General features: G+C 70.3%; 19 protein-coding genes, 1 tRNA gene and 1 pseudogene. 13 read left to right on the top strand and 8 right to left on the bottom strand.

Features of this window, described 5'->3' with window-relative positions:
• The 9 genes and pseudogenes from AOK15_RS47140 to AOK15_RS23280 form a co-directional block, all read left to right on the top strand.
• Nucleotides 1-142 (top strand): annotated as a pseudogene (locus AOK15_RS47140) (DUF2637 domain-containing protein); the annotation flags it as partial.
• A 19-nt stretch (nt 143-161) separates the two neighbouring features.
• A complete protein-coding gene (locus AOK15_RS23315; protein ID WP_055519984.1) occupies nt 162-353 on the top strand; it encodes a mobile element transfer protein in 192 nt (63 codons plus the stop codon).
• Nucleotides 354-367: 14 nt separating this feature from the next.
• Nucleotides 368-673 (top strand): hypothetical protein, encoded by a 306-nt coding sequence (locus tag AOK15_RS23310; protein WP_055519979.1) that lies wholly within the window; start codon nt 368-370, stop codon nt 671-673.
• A 94-nt stretch (nt 674-767) separates the two neighbouring features.
• Nucleotides 768-950 (top strand): hypothetical protein, encoded by a 183-nt coding sequence (locus AOK15_RS23305; protein ID WP_055519977.1) that lies wholly within the window; start codon nt 768-770, stop codon nt 948-950.
• Nucleotides 951-955: 5 nt separating this feature from the next.
• Entirely contained in the window at nt 956-1,168 is a 213-nt protein-coding gene (locus tag AOK15_RS23300) for a hypothetical protein (RefSeq protein WP_055519995.1), read from the top strand.
• Nucleotides 1,168-1,863 (top strand): DNA cytosine methyltransferase, encoded by a 696-nt coding sequence (locus AOK15_RS23295; protein ID WP_055519993.1) that lies wholly within the window; start codon nt 1,168-1,170, stop codon nt 1,861-1,863. Before AOK15_RS23300 ends, AOK15_RS23295 begins: the two co-directional genes overlap by 1 nt.
• Nucleotides 1,860-3,254, top strand: a complete 1,395-nt coding sequence (repSA, locus tag AOK15_RS23290; RefSeq protein WP_055519976.1) for a replication initiator protein RepSA — start codon at nt 1,860-1,862, stop codon at nt 3,252-3,254. The genes AOK15_RS23295 and repSA overlap by 4 nt, the downstream gene beginning before the upstream one ends.
• Nucleotides 3,251-3,460, top strand: coding sequence for a helix-turn-helix domain-containing protein (locus AOK15_RS23285; protein WP_055519974.1), 210 nt, complete (start codon nt 3,251-3,253; stop codon nt 3,458-3,460). The genes repSA and AOK15_RS23285 overlap by 4 nt, the downstream gene beginning before the upstream one ends.
• A complete protein-coding gene (locus AOK15_RS23280; protein ID WP_205632212.1) occupies nt 3,448-4,680 on the top strand; it encodes a site-specific integrase in 1,233 nt (410 codons plus the stop codon). The genes AOK15_RS23285 and AOK15_RS23280 overlap by 13 nt, the downstream gene beginning before the upstream one ends.
• A gap of 72 nt (nt 4,681-4,752) precedes the next feature.
• On the opposite strand, the gene AOK15_RS23275 is transcribed toward AOK15_RS23280, so the two are convergent.
• The 7 genes from AOK15_RS23275 to galU all read right to left on the bottom strand — a co-directional run bounded on the left by AOK15_RS23275 (nt 4,753) and on the right by galU (nt 10,984).
• Nucleotides 4,753-4,826 (bottom strand) — tRNA-Ala (locus tag AOK15_RS23275).
• Between the two features lie 125 nt (nt 4,827-4,951).
• Nucleotides 4,952-6,349 carry a divisome protein SepX/GlpR gene (gene sepX, locus AOK15_RS23270; protein WP_055519973.1) on the bottom strand — a complete coding sequence of 466 codons (1,398 nt, stop codon included), beginning with the start codon at nt 6,347-6,349 and terminating at the stop codon, nt 4,952-4,954.
• A gap of 222 nt (nt 6,350-6,571) precedes the next feature.
• Nucleotides 6,572-7,210: a GNAT family N-acetyltransferase gene (locus AOK15_RS23265; RefSeq protein WP_185093698.1), complete on the bottom strand. Its 639-nt coding sequence runs from the start codon at nt 7,208-7,210 to the stop codon at nt 6,572-6,574.
• A 20-nt stretch (nt 7,211-7,230) separates the two neighbouring features.
• The gene (locus AOK15_RS23260) at nt 7,231-7,920 is read right to left on the bottom strand and encodes a MogA/MoaB family molybdenum cofactor biosynthesis protein (RefSeq protein WP_276206227.1); all 690 of its coding nucleotides are present in this window, start codon (nt 7,918-7,920) and stop codon (nt 7,231-7,233) included.
• A complete protein-coding gene (gene moaC / locus AOK15_RS23255) occupies nt 7,917-8,399 on the bottom strand; it encodes a cyclic pyranopterin monophosphate synthase MoaC (protein WP_055519988.1) in 483 nt (160 codons plus the stop codon). Before moaC ends, AOK15_RS23260 begins: the two co-directional genes overlap by 4 nt.
• A 354-nt stretch (nt 8,400-8,753) precedes the next feature.
• On the bottom strand, nt 8,754-10,076 hold the full coding sequence (glp, locus tag AOK15_RS23250) for a molybdotransferase-like divisome protein Glp (RefSeq protein ID WP_055519971.1): 1,323 nt from the start codon (nt 10,074-10,076) through the stop codon (nt 8,754-8,756).
• A gap of 5 nt (nt 10,077-10,081) precedes the next feature.
• Nucleotides 10,082-10,984, bottom strand: coding sequence for a UTP--glucose-1-phosphate uridylyltransferase GalU (gene galU / locus AOK15_RS23245; protein ID WP_055519969.1), 903 nt, complete (start codon nt 10,982-10,984; stop codon nt 10,082-10,084).
• A gap of 102 nt (nt 10,985-11,086) precedes the next feature.
• On the opposite strand from galU, the gene AOK15_RS23240 reads away from it, so the two are divergent.
• Nucleotides 11,087-11,695: a 5-formyltetrahydrofolate cyclo-ligase gene (locus tag AOK15_RS23240; RefSeq protein WP_079058645.1), complete on the top strand. Its 609-nt coding sequence runs from the start codon at nt 11,087-11,089 to the stop codon at nt 11,693-11,695.
• 84 nt (nt 11,696-11,779) lie between these two features.
• On the opposite strand, the gene AOK15_RS23235 is transcribed toward AOK15_RS23240, so the two are convergent.
• Nucleotides 11,780-14,596 carry a penicillin acylase family protein gene (locus AOK15_RS23235; protein ID WP_055519965.1) on the bottom strand — a complete coding sequence of 939 codons (2,817 nt, stop codon included), beginning with the start codon at nt 14,594-14,596 and terminating at the stop codon, nt 11,780-11,782.
• 232 nt (nt 14,597-14,828) lie between these two features.
• On the opposite strand from AOK15_RS23235, the gene AOK15_RS23230 reads away from it, so the two are divergent.
• The 3 genes from AOK15_RS23230 to AOK15_RS42570 all read left to right on the top strand — a co-directional run bounded on the left by AOK15_RS23230 (nt 14,829) and on the right by AOK15_RS42570 (nt 18,395).
• On the top strand, nt 14,829-16,430 hold the full coding sequence (locus tag AOK15_RS23230) for a potassium/proton antiporter (protein ID WP_240508558.1): 1,602 nt from the start codon (nt 14,829-14,831) through the stop codon (nt 16,428-16,430).
• Between the two features lie 297 nt (nt 16,431-16,727).
• Nucleotides 16,728-17,999, top strand: coding sequence for an MFS transporter (locus AOK15_RS23225; RefSeq protein ID WP_055519963.1), 1,272 nt, complete (start codon nt 16,728-16,730; stop codon nt 17,997-17,999).
• Between the two features lie 69 nt (nt 18,000-18,068).
• Complete coding sequence (locus AOK15_RS42570; protein WP_079058644.1) at nt 18,069-18,395, top strand: FmdB family zinc ribbon protein; 327 nt, start codon at nt 18,069-18,071, stop codon at nt 18,393-18,395.
• Nucleotides 18,396-18,581 lie beyond the last annotated feature (186 nt).

Genomic DNA, 18,581 nt, shown 5'->3' with positions numbered 1-18,581 from the left:
CCCGGCCCTCGTCGATCACGCACGCAAGGTCGCCGACGACCACCGCACCCGAACCGGCAGCGCCATCGACACCGCCACGCTGCGCGCCCGCCTCGGCATCCCCGAAGACCTCGCCGGCGCCATCGTCGCCCAACTCGCCTGACAGACAAGGAGGTTCACTCATGTCTCGCCGCCCGAACACCTTCTACGACGTGATCCGCATCGGTCCCGTCAAGGTCGGCTCCTTCTACAACGGGCGCGGCCAGACCAAGCACACGGCCGCGTGCACCGCCCCGAAGTGTGGCTTCTCGTCCGAGTACGGCGACCGGTCGGCGGCCGAACTCGCTGCCCGTACCCACCGCTGCACGGCCTGAGAGGAGGTGCCCTGATGCGACTGCCCGACGAACAGCGCCGCGCCGGACACATCCCCGCCGAGGTGTACCGGCAGATCCCGCCCGGCACCGACGTGCGCAGGGTCGTGATCGTGCAGGAAGCCCCGCGCTCCTACACGGGCCCGATCGTGCTGACCCTCGTCATCTCCGCCGGCTCCGTGGTCGTGCTGCTGGTCGTCGCGTACGTCACCCAGGTCATCGCCGCGTCGCTCGTCTCGGTCCTGTCGGCGACCTGCGGCATCACGTACACGATCAGCCGCACCGCCAAGCGCAAGGGATCGTCTCGCGCGCTCGGCAAGTAACACCCTCCGGGGCGGCCTCAACCGCCAAGTTTCCGCCGCCCCGGACGGCTCTCACCACTTCCCGATCTCCCGATCCGAAAGGGCTGTACTCATCATGCCTTCCCGCGTCCCGAACCGTCCGGTCTGCCGCTCCTGCGACGGCTTCCCCGTCGTCTCGATCACCACCGGCGACCGCCACCGCGACGGCTCCCGTGCCACCCTGACCGTCGCCTGCCCGGCCTGCAAGGGCACCGGCCACACCCTCCCCGCGTCCGCCTTCGCGAAGACCGGGCGGTGACCGAGATGTTCCGCAAACTCCCCGCTGACCTCATGCCCACCGAGGACAGCCCCGGCCTGCGCGTCAAGGCCAGCACCAAGTACAGCCGCTCCCAGGGCGACTACGTGTGCGGCGGCTGCGGCGCCGAGGACCACGCCAACGGCGACAGTGACGTCACGGCCATCGTCCAGGACTACACCGACAACCACGGCCCCGCCCACCGCAAGGGGGGCAAGTGATGACTGCCGCGCTGCGGGTCCTGGACCTGTTCTCCTGCTCGGGCGGGGCCGGCTGGGGCTACCACCTCGCCGGGTTCGCGGTCGACGGCTGCGACATCGCCGACCGCCCCCGCTATCCCTTCGCCTACCACCGGGGCGACGCGCTCGAATACCTCGCCCACCTGATCGCCACCGGCGAGATCGGGCGGTACTCCCTCGTGCACGCCTCCCCGCCCTGCCAGGCCGGCTGCGCCCTGACCGTGGGCACCAACGCCTCTCAGGGCTGGGGCGGTGCACACACCGACCTCGTCGCGCCCACACGGGACCTGCTCGACGCAACCGGCCTGCCCTATGTGATCGAACAGCCCAACGGCCGGGCCCAGATCCGCAAGGACCTGTCCCTGTGCGGGGTGATGTTCGGCCTCGGCGTCCTGCGCCACCGCAACTTCGAACTCGGCCGCTGGTCCACCGCCCGACCTCCCCACCCCAAGCACCGCGGCTACGTGCGCGGCCACCGTCACGGCGTCCACCGCGACGGCCCCTACGTGGCCGCCTACGGCAACGGCGGCGGCAAGGCCACCGTCCCCGAGATGCAGCACGCCATGGGCATCACCTGGACCGACGTGCGCGAGGAACTCACCGAAGCCATCCCGCCCGCCTACACGCGGTGGATCGGCACCGCCTTCCTCACCGCCCGCCAGGAGGTGTTGGTGTGACCGACACCGCCACCCCGGCGGGTCTCGACCCGGCCACCCTCGCCGACGTGCTCAGGGTGGCTGGCTCGGCCGACTTCGACCGCTGGCAAGAGCAGATCCGCCGCACCGGCGGCTGCTCCGACCCCATCCGACTGGTGGGCGGCACGAAGACCATCGACCCCGCCACGAAGACCGTCCTGCACTACTACAACACCGACGAGGAACCGGGCGGCATGCTCCGCATCGCCTGCGGCAACCGCCGCGCCTCGCGCTGCCCGGCCTGCGCCTGGACCTACGCCGGCGACACCTACCACCTCATCCGTGCCGGACTGACCGGTGACCCCGCCAAGGGCACCCCGGACACGATCCGAAATCATCCCCGCGTCTTCGCCACCCTCACGCCCCCGTCGTTCGGTCCGGTCCACAACCGCACCGGCAACCGAGCCTGCCGCTGCGGCATCCGCCACCCCGAAGACGCCCCCGAACTCGGCACCCCGCTCGACCCGGACACCTACGACTACGCCGGCGCCGTGCTGTGGAACAACCACGCCTCCGACCTGTGGCGCTACTTCACGATCTACCTCCGCCGCGAGATCGCCAAGCGGGCCAGCCTCACCCAGAAAGACGCCCGCGAACAGTCCCGCGTCTCCTTCGGCAAGGTCGCCGAGTACCAAAAACGCGGCGGTATCCACTTCCATGCCGTGATCCGCTTCGACGGGCCTGACGGACCGGACTCCCCGCCCCCGGCCTGGGCCACCGTCGATCTCCTCACCGCCGCGATCCGCGCCGCTGCCGACCGCGTATCGGTCGACGTCAAGCCCGCCGGCGACCAGCCTGCCCGCGTCCTGCGCTGGGGCAAGCAACTCGACGTCCGCACGATCCGCGCCTTCGGCGACGGCGAGGAGATCACCGAACAAGCCGTCGCCTCCTACCTCGCCAAGTACGCCACCAAAGCGGCCGAGACCACCGGCACCATCGACCGCCGCATCGGCAACAAAGAAGCCCTCGCCCTGCTCGACGTGCCCGACCACCCCCGCCGGCTCATCGAAGCCTGCCTCGACCTCCACCCGCTCTACCCCGACCGCAAGCTCCGCGACTGGGCCCACATGCTCGGCTTCCGCGGCCACTTCTCCACCAAGTCCCGCCGCTACTCCACCACCCTCGGCGCCCTCCGCCAGACCCGCGCCGACTACCGCGCCGCACAACAACGCGCCGCCCTCGGCCTACCCGACCCCGACGAGAACCCGGAGGCAACCACGCTCACCCTCGCCCACTGGACCTACGCCGGCCACGGCCACACCCCCGGCGAATCCTGGCTCGCCGCCACCATCCACCGAGACATCCAACAGAACCGCGAGATCGCTCGCGAAGAACGGCACAACCAACTCGCCCTGGAAGGAGCTGCCGCATGACCACCACCGTGATCGAACGGAAGTGGTACACCACGCAAGAGGTCGCCGAGATGCTCGGCTACGGCCTCTCCAAGACCAAGATGTTGGTGCTCACCGGCGAGATCCGTTCCATCAAGGACGGCCGCAACCGCCGCATCCTGCCTCGGTACGTAGACGAGTACGTCGAACGCCGTGCCCAGGAAGCGGAAGCGGGGTGGTCGGCTTGAGCGGCAAGCGTGGCAACGGTGAGGGCTCGATCTATCCGTACAAGAACGGCTTCGCCGCCTACGCCTGGGTGACCACGCCCGAGGGCAACCGCAAGCGGAAGTACGTCTACGGCAAGACCCGCGAAGATGTCCACGACAAGTGGATCAAGCTGCACGCCGAAGCCAAGCAAGGCCCGGTCGTCACGTCCTCGCCGACGCTCGCGCAGTACCTCGCGCGGTGGCTCAAGGAGGTCGTCACGCCCGACCTGAAGCCCAAGACCGCCGAGACGTACGCGATGCACGTCCGGCTCTACATCACCCCAGGGTTGGGCTCCAAGAGGCTCGACAAGCTCTCTGTGCGAGACGTAAGGAACTGGGTGAACAGTCTCCTGGAAGACTGCCAGTGCTGTGCCCAGGGACTTGACGCCAAGCGGGACAAGCCCCGGTGCTGTGCCGCCAGCGACTGCTGTGAACGCGTGCCGTCCCGCCGTACTGTCCAGGACGCCCGCGCCGTCCTGCGGTCGGCCCTGACCAACGCCATGACCGAGGAACTGATCACGAAGAACGTGGCGGCCATGGTCAAGGTGCGGTCGGCCCGGAAGAAGAAGCGGCATCCGTGGTCGGTCGAAGAAGCGCGGCAGTTCCTCGAAGCGGCCAGCGCGGCACATGACCCGCTGTACGCGGCATACGTACTGATCCTGGTCCTCGGCTTCCGACGCGGCGAGGTGCTGGGGCTCACCTGGGAAAACGTCAACCTGGACGCCGGGGAGATCACAGTGCAGATGCAGCTACAACGGATCAACCGGCGCTTGGTTCACGACGAGACCAAGACCGAAGCGTCCTCGGCCACCCTGCCACTTCCAGAGATCTGCGTCGCCGCCCTTCAGCGCAGGCAGAAGGAACGGGAGTTGGCGAAGCAGGCGGCCGGCGAGCTGTGGGTGAACTCCGACTTCGTGTTCACAACGCGCTGCGGCACGCCCTTCGAACCACGCAACTTCAACCGGCGGTTCGTCGACCGTTCCGCCCGTGCCGGGGTCCGCCGAATCCGGCTCCACGACACCCGGCACACCTGCGGTTCGCTCCTCGCCGCCCTCGACGTCCACCCTCGGGTCGCGATGCAGATCCTTCGGCACAGCAAGATCGCGGTGACCATGGAGGTGTACACGCACGTCCCGTCGGAAGCCACCCGCCGGGCACTGCGCAAGCTCGGTAAGCACCTCGGGAAGCAAGATCCGGAGTAGTTGCTGTACTTCGCTGCTGTACGGCATGTCAAAGCCCCGGTCGGGAGATCCCTACCGGGGCTCTGAGCTGCGTGGACCTGTGGGGATTTGAACCCCAGACCCCCTCGATGCGAACGAGGTGCGCTACCAGACTGCGCCACAGGCCCTTGCAACGAGTGAAACTCTAGCATCCCCATCCGGCTGCTTGGAAATCCGTTCCCGGTGGGCCGCCGATCCGCTTCCGGCCGGCTCGTGGCTGGTCAGGGAGCGGGCGGAGCAGGGCGCCGGCGAGTCACTCGTTGGCCGCTCGGGGGCGGTCGCCGTCCTCGTACTGGTCGAAGAGCGGTGTGCGGCCCCGCTCGCGGGAGCGGCGCGCGGACGCGGCGCGGCGGGCGTCGGAGCGGCCGCCGTCGGGGGTGTCCGCGGCTTCGGGCGGCCCGGCGTCGGCAGGGTCCTCCTCGGCGGCGGACTCCGACTCCGACTCCCGCGCTCCGGCGTGCGGGTCGGCCGCGCTGGAGCGCGCGGAGCTCCACGCGTCCGGCGCTCCGAGATCGACCCCGGAGGTGGCCCGGGGGGCGACCGGCGCGGTCACGTAGGTGGGGAGCGGAACGGGGACCGGGTCCCAGCTCTCGCCCTGGCCGGGCTTGCGCTGGCGCTCGCGCTGCTGGTCGATCCACTCGGCGTGGTCGGTCTGCTCGACGAGGGCCCGGCGGTCGGCCGCGAGGGCGTTCAGGTCCGGCCTGGTCTCCTCGTTCTCTGGCCCGTCCTCCGGCTCGTCGGCGTCGACCACTTCGGTCACCGGCCGCCGCCTGGGCTGCCGCTCCCGCAGTTGCTGCGCCGCGACCTCGGCCCGCCTGCGGTCCATGACGTACGCGAACCGCTTGCGCTCCTGGCGGCGCAGATGCGCGATGTACGCGCTGAGCAGCACCGCGGGGACGGCGGGCGCCCACAGGAAGGCGAGTCCGCCGACCGCGGCGACCACCGCGCCGAGGGTGAAGGCGAGGAAGAGCATCACGGTCGTACGCCGTCGGCGCGCGAGCACCTTCGTGCGCCGGGCCCGTGCCAGGGCCTCCGCCGAGCCCGCCTTGCGTGCTGCCGCCCTCCGCTTGCTCTCCGGCGAGGAAGAGGGGGAAGAGGGAGATGAAGAGCGCGAGGCGGCTGCCGCGGACTTCGCGCGGGCGGCGCCCTGCGCCGCGGCCCCCCCTTGCGTCCCGCCCTGCATCCCGGCCGCGCCCTGCGCCCCGGCCGAGGACTGCGCGGCCATCGGCGTGCCCGCGGCGGCCTGCTGGGGCACCGGCTTGCCCTGCGGGCCGGCCTTGCCCTGGGGCGCCGGTTTCCCGGGCTGCTGCTGCGCCTGCTTCGGGTGCTGCGGTGACTCACCCCGCTCCACGGGGAGTTGGGCCTTCGTGTGCGCCCGGTGCGGGGGCATGGCGAAGGCCCGGACGTCCACCGAGTCGGTGACGGCGTCCGGATCGGCGTCGGGCTCCCCCTCGTCGGTGGAGCGCGCCCGCAGGTCCTTGGCGTATCGGCGCTCCATGCCCGCCCGTCCGGAAAGCAGCCGGATGGCGGTGCTGAAGCGTTCCGTCGGACGGGCTTCGTTCAGCTCGTCCTGCCTACGGAGCCACATCGGCACCAAGTAGGCGGCCCAGGCCCCGACGATGACTGCGTAGATGAGGCCGCTGCTGCTCACGCTCACACCGTAGAGGGGTTTGCGTGGGGCCATCTGCCAATTGGGCCGGTGTGTCGCACGATCTGGCTGATATTTCGAGCTTTTTTTGTGACCGATCCGATCAGCTGGCCACCGAGAGCGGGAATTTCACGCATCGAGAGCGAATCGAGTACGCACCGAGAACGCTTCGACTCGTTCAACTCGATCGCAGGTCGATCAGCTTTCTTCGAACATGTATTTCATTTATTGAGTCGGTCCCGGCTGGCCCGCGTCGGATCCGGCGTTGCGCCCGTGCGGTGCCCGTTCGCGCCGCCAACGGGCGAGCAGCCCCTCGGGGACCTCTTCCGCGGTGAGGGCGAAGACCAGATGATCACGCCAGGCACCGTCGATGTGAAGATATCGTGGACGAAGACCTTCGTCGCGGAATCCGAGTTTCTCCACGACCCGTCGGCTGGGCCGGTTCTCGGGGCGAATGCAGACCTCGATGCGGTGCAGTCCGACGGTTCTGAAGCAGTGGTCGACGACGAGCGCGACCGACGTCGGCATGACCCCGCGCCCGGCCACCGACTCGTCGATCCAGTAGCCGACGTGCCCCGAGCACATCGAGCCCCAGGTGATCCCCGCGACCGTCAACTGCCCGACGAGCTGCCCCTGGTACTCGATGACGAACGGCAGCATCCGGCCCGCGTTCGCCTCCGCCCGCAGATGGCGGACCATCTGACGGTACGTCGGCCGGTGCGCGATGGGCCCGCTCGGTGTGGGCGGCGGGATGGTCGCCTCCCAGGGGCGCAGCCAGTCCCGGTTGCGCCGGTTGACCTCGCGCCAGGCCCGCTGGTCGCGCATCCTTATGGGCCGGAGGACCACATCGCCGTCCACCAGCACTACGGGCCAGGATGGGCTGTTCAGCGCGCACCCCCATGAGGTCCGGAGGGTCGCTCGTGGTCCTGTGCGGCGAGGGAGGCGGGTGAGGCCGGGGTGGTTCCGCCTCCGGCCGGCCTCGGGTGGTCCCCGCCGCGGATCTGGTCGACGGCGTGGGTCAGCAGCGGTTCCAGGACGGCCAGACCGTCCCGTACGCCGCCGGTGGAGCCCGGCAGGTTGACGATCAGGGTGCGGCCGGCGACTCCGGCGAGGCCCCGGGAGAGCGCCGCCGTGGGCACCTTGTCCCGGCCGTACGCCCGGATCGCCTCGGGGATGCCGGGCACCTCGTGGTCGAGGACCGCTCGGGTCGCCTCGGGGGTGCGGTCGGTGGGCGAGACACCCGTACCGCCGGTCGTCACGATCACGTCGTACCCGGCGTCCACGCCCGCGCGCAGGGCCGCCTCCACGGGGTCGCCGTCGGGCACCACCTGCGGTCCCTCCACGGCGAACCCGAACCGCGCCAGCCCCTCGGCGATCAGCGGGCCGCCCTTGTCTTCGTAGACCCCGGCGGAGGCCCGGTTGGAGGCGGTCACGACGAGCGCGCGGTACGCGGCGCCCTCGGCGGAGGAGGAAGGGGCATCGGGGGCCGACGGGTGTGCGGCGCCCCCGGCCGGATCGTGCGGGGCCGACCCGTGCGGGGCGGGGTCCGGCGCCGGGTGCGGGGTGTGGCTCATGACCGGCTCCAGTCGCCCGACTTGCCGCCCGTCTTCTCCTCGACGCGCACGTCCGTGATGACCGCGGCCTTGTCGACGGCCTTGACCATGTCGATCACGGTGAGCGCGGCGACGGAGACGGCGGTGAGGGCCTCCATCTCGACGCCCGTGCGGTCCGTGGTCTTGACGGTGGCCAGGATCTCGACGGCGTCGTCCGCGACCGACAGATCGAGCTTGACGCCCGACACCGACAGCGGGTGGCAGAGCGGGATGAGATCGGGGGTGCGCTTGGCACCCATGATCCCGGCGATGCGCGCGGTGGCGAGGGCGTCGCCCTTGGGGACTCCTTCGCCCCGCAGCAGTTCGACCACCTGCGGTGAGACCAGGACCCGGCCGCTGGCGCGGGCGGTGCGCGCGGTCACGTCCTTCCCTGAGACGTCGACCATGCGCGCGGCGCCCGCCTCGTCGATGTGGGTCAGTCGGTCCTGCGGCGTACTCATGGTGGTGTGGCGCTCCCGGTCGGGGCCCGTCGCGGTGCGGCGCGCGGCCTGTTGTGCGCGACACGGTACGCCACCCTCGGCGGTTCGGCCGAGCAGGACCACTGCGGCCGCGGATCGCCTCCGCGGGACCGGGGTCTGTTGTTTGGATCATGCCGACTTCGGGTTGCGGCACCTTGACGGCTGCCGGTGAGCGGGGCTTGGTGCGTGCAGATGCAAGGCGGAGGAGGGCGCCAACGCGATGGGGGTCCCCCGCGCGAGGTTGTTTCGAGCGTGGGGGGAGTTGGCAACCGACGACAACGCGGCAGATGTGCGTGCCAAGCCCCGCGGCCCAGGCGTGATCCAAAACGACAGGCCCTAGCCCAGCAGGACGACCTCGACCTCCGTGCCGGGCTCGACGGACTCGGTGTCCTCGGGGATCACGATCAGCGCGTCGGCCTGCGCCAGGGCCGCGACCAGGTGCGATCCGGCGCCCCCGACGGGCGTGACCTGTCCGTCGGCGTAGGCGCCGCGCAGGAACTGGCGGCGCCCGGCGGGCGAGGTCAGCGCCTTGGGTGCCTGGAGGGTCGCGGTGGTCGTCGGACGGTGGACGTCCTCCAGGCCCATCAGCGTGCGGATGGCGGGCCGGACGAACAGTTCGAAGGAGACGTACGACGACACCGGGTTGCCCGGAAGGGCGAGCAGCGGGGTGTGGTCGGGGCCGATGGTGCCGAAGCCCTGGGGCTTGCCGGGCTGCATGGCGAGCTTGCGGAACTCGATGCCGGCGCCCTCCTCGTCCTCGTCGGCGACGGACTCCAGGGCTTCCTTGACGACGTCGTACGCCCCGACGCTGACGCCGCCGGTGGTGACCACGAGGTCGGCGCGGACGAGCTGGTCGTCGATGGTGGCGCGGAGGGTCTCGGCGTCGTCGGCGACGGCACCCACGCGGTAGGCGATGGCGCCGGCGTCGCGGGCGGCGGCGGTCAGGGCGAAGCTGTTGGAGTCGTAGATCTGGCCGGTGCCCAACTGCTCGCCCGGTGGGATCAGTTCGCTGCCGGTGGAGAGCACCACCACGCGCGGGCGCGGGCGTACGCGTACCGACGCCCGGCCGATGGCGGCGAGCAGTCCGAGCTGCGGCGGGCCGAGGACGGTGCCCGCGGCGAGGGCGCGCTCCCCGGCCTTCACGTCGCTGCCCTTCGCGCGTACGTGCGCGCGTGCCTCGGCGCCGCGGTGCACGGCGACCTGGCCGGTGGCGTCGTCGGGGCTCGCGCTGCGGGCGCGCATCCCGGAGACGGGGCCCTCGCCGAGGCCGCCGTCGGTCCACTCCACGGGAACGACGGTCTCGGCGCCGGGCGGCAGGGGGGCGCCGGTCATGATGCGGGCTGCCTCGCCGGGCCCCACGTGGGGCTGCTCGGCCGCGCCGGCCGCCACGTCCCCGACGACCGTGAGCACGGCAGGGAACTCCTCGCTCGCGCCCGCGACGTCCGAGACCCGCACCGCGTACCCGTCCATGGAGCTGTTGTCGAACGGCGGCAGCGACACCGGCACCGTGACGTCCTCGACCAGGACGCAGCCCTGGGCGTCGAGGAGCTGCAGCTCGATGGGTTCCAGGGGACGGACGGTGGCGAGGACGTCCTCCAGGTGTTCGGTCACCGACCACAGGTGGTCCCGGTCGGTGGCGCGGGTCGCGGCGCTGCTCAAAGTGGCTACATCTCCTCGGCTACGAAACTACGGAGCCAGGTCCGGAAGTCCGGGCCCAGGTCTTCACGTTCGCACGCGAGTCTGACAATGGCACGCAGATAGTCGCCACGGTCCCCGGTGTCATAGCGGCGGCCCTTGAAGACCACGCCGTGCACGGGGCCGCCGATCTTCTCGTCCGCGGCGAGCTGCTGGAGGGCGTCGGTGAGCTGGATCTCGCCGCCGCGGCCCGGTTCCGTCTTGCGCAGGACGTCGAAGATCTGCGGGGCGAGGACATAGCGGCCGATGATCGCGTAGTTCGACGGGGCGTCGGCCGGGTCGGGCTTCTCGACCATGCCCGTCACCTTGACGACGTCGCCGGCCTCGGTGCTCTCGACGGCGGCGCAGCCGTAGAGGTGGATCTGCTCGGGGGCGACCTCCATGAGCGCGATGACGCTGCCGCCGTGCTGTTCCTGGACCTCGACCATGCGCTGGAGGAGCGGGTCGCGGGGGTCGATCAGGTCGTCGCCGAGGAGGACCGCGAAGGGCTCGTTGCCCACGTGGGGGGCGGCGCACAGGACGGCGTGACCGAGGCCCTTGGGGTCGCCCTGGCGGACGTAGTGGATGGTCGCCAGGTCGCTGGACTCCTGGACCTTGGCGAGCTTGCTGCCGTCGCCCTTCTTCTCCAGGGCCGACTCGAGCTCGTGGTTGCGGTCGAAGTGGTCCTCTAGGGGACGCTTGTTGCGTCCGGTGATCATCAGGACGTCGTCGAGCCCTGCCGCCGCGGCCTCTTCGACCACGTACTGGATCGCGGGCTTGTCCACGACCGGCAGCATCTCCTTGGGAGTGGCTTTGGTGGCCGGGAGAAAGCGAGTACCGAGACCCGCGGCGGGAATGACAGCCTTACTGATCCTGGGGTTCGCCTCAGTCATGTCCGCAACCATATCCGGTGCCTTTAGGAAGTTTCTGTGGCTCCGGTTAATTCGCTCTCATATGAGCAGATTAGAAGGGTACTGGGGCAACCTGTGAGTCAGATGGGTCGCGAAGCGGAGCCTCCCAAGCGAACGTTGCGCAAAGAGTTCCTCACGGTGAGGAACGGGTTGACGGACGATGACGTGAGGAAAACGGCGGAGGCCCTGGTCGGCCGTGCCCTCGATCTGCCCGAACTGGCGCAGGCGCGCACGGTCGCGGCGTATGTCTCGGTGGGGCGCGAACCGGGCACCCTCGAGCTCCTCGACGCGCTTCGCGCGCGCGGGGTGCGCGTCCTGCTGCCCGCCCTCCTCCCGGACAACGACCTCGACTGGGGTGTGTACGAGGGCGAGGGCTCCCTCGCGCGCGTGCGGCACGGCGGCGGTCGCATGGCCCTCCTGGAGCCCACCGGCGAGCACCTCGGCCCCGAGGCGGTGACCGCCGCCGACGTCGTCCTCCTGCCCGGGCTCGCGGTGGACGCGCGCGGAATGCGGCTGGGCAGGGGCGGCGGCTCGTACGACCGTGTCCTCGCCCGTCTGGAGCGCGCGGGAGCCGACCCGGCGCTGGTGGTCCTGTTGTACGACACGGAGGTCGTGGACCGGGTCCCCGAGGAGCCGCACGACCGCCCGGTGCACGCGGCGGTGACCCCGTCGGGGGTGTACCGCTTCCGGTGACCTGACGCGAAGAACCTGACGCGAAGAAGGCGGCCTCCACGCGTGCGTGGAGGCCGCCTTCTTCTGTTCCGCTCGGTCAGCCGGTCACGGCTTCAGCAGCAGCGTGTCGCTCGTGCTCTCCTGGACCGCCTTGTTCGAGAAGGACCACGTGAGCAGCTCGCCCTTGACCCACTTGCCGGTCTGGTCCGTGTAGTGCGCGTTGTACGCGTGGCCCGACGCACCGGTGAGGTTGATCCACTTGGACTTGTCGAGGTCCCCGAGGTTCACGATCATCCGCATCGACGGCACCCACACGACCTCGTAGCCGCCGGCCGCGTTCCAGCCGGTGGCGTTGACCGTGGCCTCGCCGCCGCCGAGCTTCCAGGGGCCTCGGTTGAGCATGTACTTCACGAAGCCGGGGCCCTCGGTGCCGAGCGTCTGGTTCTTCAGGAACAGGCGATGCAGCCGGCCCCAGCTCCAGGTGTCGATGTCCTTGCCGAGCTTGGCGGTCAGCTCCCAGCGGGCGTCGCGCATGGCCCGGGCGAACAGCTCGTCGCGGGTGTCGGCGGCCTTCTGGGTGCGGGTCTTCGGCGTGGACCACCAGGCGTTGTCCTGGTCGTCGATGATCCGGCGGACCACCTCGAACCAGCGGTCGCCGCCGTCCGGCTGGGCCTGGTCGGCGTCGCGCCTGCCGCACTCGCGCACCCGGCGGTCCTCGTCGGCGGGACCGGTGCTGTCGACCGGCTCGACCGACAGGCACTGGCCCTTGACCCGCAGCTCCTTGGGCAGCTTGTTGCCGAAGGCGAGCTTGAGGATGTTGCGCCAGACGGAGTTGAAGTACGCGGCGGCGGCCGAGTCGGCGTCCTGGGTGTAGTCCCAGCCCTCCAGGAGCTTCTGCGCCTCCCGGATGTGCTTGTCCTTGACGTCGATCTTCAGCAGCAGCGGGACGAGCAGCTTGGCGATCTCGCTGCTGTTGTCCATCTGCATCTGGCGCATGTCCTCGGTGGAGATCTTCCCGCCGCCCTTGATCTTCGACTCGATCAGGCTGGTGAGGCGCTGCGCGCGCGTGCCGTAGCCCCAGTCGGTGGTGAGGGTGTAGGGGTACTTCTCGTCGACGACGGCCTGGTTGGCGGTGACGATGTAGCCGCGGTCCGGGTCGTACTCGTAGGGCAGTTCGTCCTGGTCGATGTAGCCGTCCCAGCGGTACCTGGTGTCCCAGCCCGGTGCGGGGATCGAGCCGTCGCCCTTGCCGCGGGTGGGGATCTTGCCGGGCAGCTGGTAGCCGATGTGGCCCTTGGTGTCGGCGTAGATCAGGTTCTGCGAGGGCACGTCGAACAGGGCGGCGGCCTTGCGGAAGCCGTTCCAGTCGGCCGCCTTGTTCATCGCGAAGACGGCGTCCATGGTGGTGCCGGGCTCCAGCGCGGTCCAGCGCAGGGCGATGCCGTAGCCGTCGCCGCGGTCCGGGGCGTCCCGGTCGACGGTGGCCTTCTTGCCGACCTGGACGAGTTCGTTGCTGCGGTCGGACAGCAGGGGCCCGTTGTTGGTGATACGGACGACGATCTTCTTGTCGGAGCCGCCGGCGACCTGGATGGTCTCCTCGCGGGACTCGAACGGCAGCACCTTGCTGCCGTACTGGTAGCCGTCGCCGGTGAGCTTCTCCAGGTACAGGTCGGTGACGTCGACGCCGGAGTTGGTCATGCCCCAGGAGACGTCCCGGTTGTGGCCGATGACCACGCCGGGCATCCCGGCGAAGGTGTAGCCGGCGACGTCGTACTGGCACTTCTGGGAGACCGACTTGCAGTGCAGGCCCATCTGGTACCAGACGGAGGGCAGCGAGGCCGACAGGTGCGGGTCGTTGGCGAGCAGGGGCTTGCCGGTGATGGTGTGGCTGCCGGCGACGACCCAGGAGTTGGAGCCGATGCCGTTGCCGTTCACGCCGACGGCCTCGGGCAGGTCCTCCAGGACGTCGTAGAGGCCCGTCAGCTGGGTCGAGAGGGCCGAGGAGTCGGAGGAGGCACCCGCGGTGCCCGTACCGGTCCCGGTGCCTGTTCCGCCCGTGCCCGTGCCGCCGGTGTTCGTGCCCGTGCCGCCCGTGCCCTGCGCGGCGCCGCCGGCGTTCTGGGCGGTGCCCGAGCCATCGGTCCAGGTCTTGGTGAGCTCGTCGTACGTGCCCTCCTGGACGATCGCCTTGTTGCGGTCGTACGGGTACTGCGGGTACAGGTCGGCGATCTGCTTGGGGCCGAGGCGGCTGGTCATCAGGGCCCGGTCGATCTCGTCCTGCATGTTGCCGCGCAGGTCCCAGGCCATGGCCTTCAGCCAGGCCAGGGAGTCGATCGGGGTCCACTCCTCGGGCTTGTAGTCGTTGGCGAAGCCGAGGGCCGCGTACTCCAGGGAGATCTCCTCGCCGTCCTTGCCGGCGAGGTAGGCGTTGACCCCCTTGGCGTACGCGTCGAGGTACTTCTTCGTCTCGGCCGAGATCGTGGACTTGTACTCCTCCTCGGCGACACGGTGCCAGCCGAGGGTGCGCAGGAACTCGTCGTTGTCGACCTGGCCCTCGCCGAACATCTCCGAGAGGCGGCCGGCCGTCATGTGGCGGCGCACGTCCATCTCGTAGAACCTGTCCTGCGCCTGGACGAAGCCCTGCGCCATGAACAGGTCCTCGTCGGAGGAGGCGTAGACCTGCGGGATCCCGTAGCCGTCGCGCTTGACGTCGACCGGGCCGGACAGGCCCTCCAGGGTTATGGAGCCCTTGGTCTGCGGGAACGAGGCGCGGACCGTGCTGATGGACCAGAACGCCCCGAAGCCGACGCCGCCGATGAGGGCCAGAACCAGGATGATCAGGAGAAGGCGTACTTTGCGCCCCTTTTTCCTGCCGGACTTGCCGGACTGCTGGCCGGAGGAGGCGGTGGTGTTGGGGGGCATCGCTGTCCTTGCTGTCCTAACACGAGCGGCAGGTCGGGCTGTGCTTTGTACTGAACGCTGGAGCAACCATAGGCGCAGGGCCCGACACGACTTGACGCGGAGTCGGGAACTGACACAGACGGACGTTCGATCATGCACCCGCAAGCGTCAAGAAATCGTCAAGAGTTAGGTAAGGTAACGAAGTACTTGCACTGAAGTAACCCCACGGCACGGTTCCCGTGATCGGCTTCGTATGCCCTCACGCGCACGTGCCCCCTTCAGGTGCTCGGCAGCCCACCACCTGGAACCACGTGCGGTTCGGCGAGAAAGGTACGACCCTCTGACTGTCCATGACCTCAACCAGCTCCTGCTCGTCTGTTCGCTCGTCCTCCTGGTCGCGGTGGCCGCGGTCCGGATCTCGTCGCGCAGCGGGCTCCCCAGCCTGCTCGTCTACCTCGGCATCGGCATCGCCATGGGTCAGGACGGCATCGGGGACATCCACTTCGACAACGCCGAACTGACCCAGGTCATCGGCTACGCGGCCCTCGTCGTCATCCTGGCGGAGGGCGGCCTCGGCACGAAGTGGAAGGAGATCAAGCCGGCCCTGCCGGCCGCCAGCTCACTGGCGCTGGTCGGGGTCGCGGTGAGCGTCGGGGTGACGGCCGCGGGGGCGCACTACCTGATCGGACTGGAGTGGCGGCAGTCGCTCATCATCGGCGCGGTGGTGTCCTCCACCGACGCGGCGGCCGTGTTCTCCGTGCTGCGCAAGATCCCCCTCCCCGCGCGCGTGACGGGCATCCTGGAGGCCGAGTCCGGCTTCAACGACGCCCCGGTGGTCATCCTCGTCGCCGCACTCTCCACGGCCGGACCGGTCGAGCACTGGTACGCCCTGATCGGCGAGATAGCCCTCGAACTGGCGATCGGCGCCGCCATCGGCCTCGCGGTGGGCTGGCTCGGCTCGTGGGGCCTGAGGCATGTGGCCCTGCCCGCCTCCGGTCTCTACCCGATCGCCGTCATGGCCATCGCCGTCGCCGCGTACGCGGCCGGCGCACTCGCCCACGGCAGCGGCTTCCTCGCCGTCTACCTGGCCTCCATGGTGCTCGGCAACGCCAAGCTGCCGCACTGGCCCGCCACCCGCGGCTTCGCCGAGGGCGTCGGCTGGATCGCCCAGATCGGCATGTTCGTGCTGCTCGGCCTGCTCGTCACCCCGCACGAGATGGGCGACGACATCTGGCCCGCGCTCGTCATCGGCCTGGTGCTCACCATGGTGGCGCGACCGCTGAGCGTCATCGTGGGCCTGGTGCCGTTCCGGATCCCGTGGCGCGAGCAGGCCCTGCTGTCGTGGGCCGGCCTGCGCGGCGCGGTGCCCATCATCCTGGCGACCATCCCCATGGTGAGCGGCGTCGAGGGCAGCCGCCGGATCTTCAACATCGTCTTCGTGCTGGTCGTGGTCTACACCCTGATCCAGGGGCCGACCCTGCCCTGGCTGGCCCGCAAGCTGCGACTGGGCGGCAGCGGCGACGAGGCCGCCGACCTCGGCATCGAATCGGCGCCCCTGGAGCGGCTGCGCGGCCATCTGCTGTCGGTGGCCATCCCGGAGGGGTCCCGTATGCACGGCGTCGAGGTCAACGAGTTGCGGCTGCCCGCGGGCTCGGCCGTCACCCTCGTCGTCCGCGACGGCACGTCGTTCGTACCCCTGCCGACCACCGTGCTGCGCCGCGGGGACGAACTCCTCGTCGTCGCCACCGACCCCGTCCGGGACAGCGCGGAGCGCCGCCTGCGGGCCGTCGGTCAGGGCGGCAAGCTCGCCGGATGGCTGGGCACGGGCAACGGCAACGGCGGATCCCGCCGCTGAGCGGGTGACGCCGGGCCGTTAACACCGGATTTCCAACCGTTCACACCATCGGGATTCGGAGGCCCGACCGCCGGAAGTGCCCATTTTCACAGGTGAGCGGCCCGTTCCCCCTGTACGATGAAGGCGCACTTGATCGGACCAACTCTGTCTGACGCAGAGCTGGCGCGACCGTATGGCGGCCGGATCGCCCCCTTCCGTGGGCGTCGGCATCTACCGCAGTAGCGCAAGAGGACAGCTCTCGGCGCCCGGCCCCGCGACCTGGGGACCGCGCTACCAGGCGGCGGAAAGGCACGGGCCGTGGCATCCACGGTCACCTCGAAGGCGTCCCGCCCGGGATACGGGCAACTGCTGCGCACCCGCGGCGTGTGGACGTTCCTCCTCCCCGGCTTCGCGGCACGCCAGCCGTTCGCGATGCTGACGCTCTCCCTCGTGCTGCTGGTGCAGCACACCACCGGCTCGTACGGGGCGGCGGGCGCCGTCGCCGCCGTCACCGGTGTCTCCATGGCGCTGTTCGCCCCGTACAGCGGCCGTCTCGCCGACCGTTACGGCCAGCGCGCGGTCCTGCTTCCGGGCATCCTCGTCCATGGCGTGGCAGCCCTCTCCCTGACGGCGCTGGCACTCGCCCACGCCCCCCTGTGGGCGCTGTTCGTCGCCGCCGTGCCGACCGGTGCCTCGGTGCCGCAGGTCGGGCCCATGGTGCGGGCCCGCTGGGGCGTCAAGCTCAAGGGCTCGCCCCTGATGTCGACCGCGGCGGCCTTCGAGTCCGTCACGGACGAGCTGACCTTCGTGCTCGGCCCGCTGCTGGCCACCGCGCTCTGCACGGCCGTGCACCCGGCCGCGGGGCTGCTCACCGAGGCCACGCTCACGCTGGTCGGCGGACTGCTGTTCGCCGCGCAGCGGGGCACACAGCCCGCGATCGTACCCGCGTCCCACGCGCGCGTGGAGCACGTCTCCGCGCTGTCGGTCCCGGGGGTGCGCGTCCTGATCGTCGCCTTCCTGGGCATCGGTTCCGTCTTCGGCGGCATGCAGGTGTCGCTCGCCGCTTTCAGCGAGTCGATCGGCGAGCCCGGCATGAACGGCGTCCTGTACGGCGTCTTCGCCGCCGGCAACATGCTCTCCGGCGTCGTCTGCGGCGCGATCGTCTGGAAGGCGACTCCGCGACGGCGCCTGATCGCCGGGTACACCGCCCTCGCGCTCGTGGCCTCCGCCCTGTGGACCGCCGACTCCGTGGCCGTGCTCGCCGCCCTGGGGCTCCTGGTCGGCATGTGCATCGCGCCCGCGCTGATCACCGGCTACACCCTGGTCGAGAGCCTCGTCCCGGCGGGCGCCCGCACGGAGGCGTTCACCTGGCTGACCGGCGCGGTCGCGCTCGGCCAGGCGGCCGCCGTCACGGCCGCCGGACAACTGGAGGACCGGCTGTGGGGCGGCGCCGGGTTCCTGGTGCCGATGGCCGGTACGGCACTGGCGCTGGTGACCCTGTTGGCACTGCGTTCACGCCTGGTGGCACGGCCCCGGAGCCGTACCGTCGCGCGTGTCGTCGGTCACCGAGTGCCGGTGACAGTGGACTGATGGCCTTGGAATAGGTCACTATGGATCGTCGTTAGCACTCATCGAGTGAGAGTGCCAGGAGGAAGACCAGTGCCGACGTACCAGTACCAGTGCACCGAATGCGGTGAGGGCCTCGAAGCGGTGCAGAAGTTCACCGACGACGCCCTGACCGAGTGCCCCAGCTGCAACGGCCGCCTCAAGAAGGTGTTCTCGGCGGTCGGCATCGTCTTCAAGGGCTCCGGCTTCTACCGCAACGACAGCCGCGGCTCGTCGTCGAGCAGCAGCCCGGCGTCGTCGAAGTCGTCGACGTCCTCCTCGGACTCGAAGGCCGCGTCCTCGACGTCGTCGTCCGACGCGAAGTCGTCCTCGGGCTCGTCCTCGACCAGCAGCAGCTCCAGCAGCACCTCCGCCGCGTAGTACGCGCGCGCGGCGCCTCCTTCCGGGCCCTGCCGTCGTTCGCCGACGGCAGGGTCTTCGGCGTCCCCCCGCCCGGTTAGGGTGCGGGCATGGCGAACACGGAGCAGTTGGGCAACGCGGTGGCCACGTCCACGGGAGCGTCGGCGGCCACGTCGACGGGATCGTCGGCGGCCGACCGGGTGGAGA

This window comes from Streptomyces ossamyceticus (assembly GCF_001418475.1).
Classification (GTDB): domain Bacteria; phylum Actinomycetota; class Actinomycetes; order Streptomycetales; family Streptomycetaceae; genus Streptomyces; species Streptomyces ossamyceticus.
The sequence above is the reverse complement of the archived record's forward strand: the minus strand, read 5'-3'. Positions and strand labels throughout refer to the sequence as shown.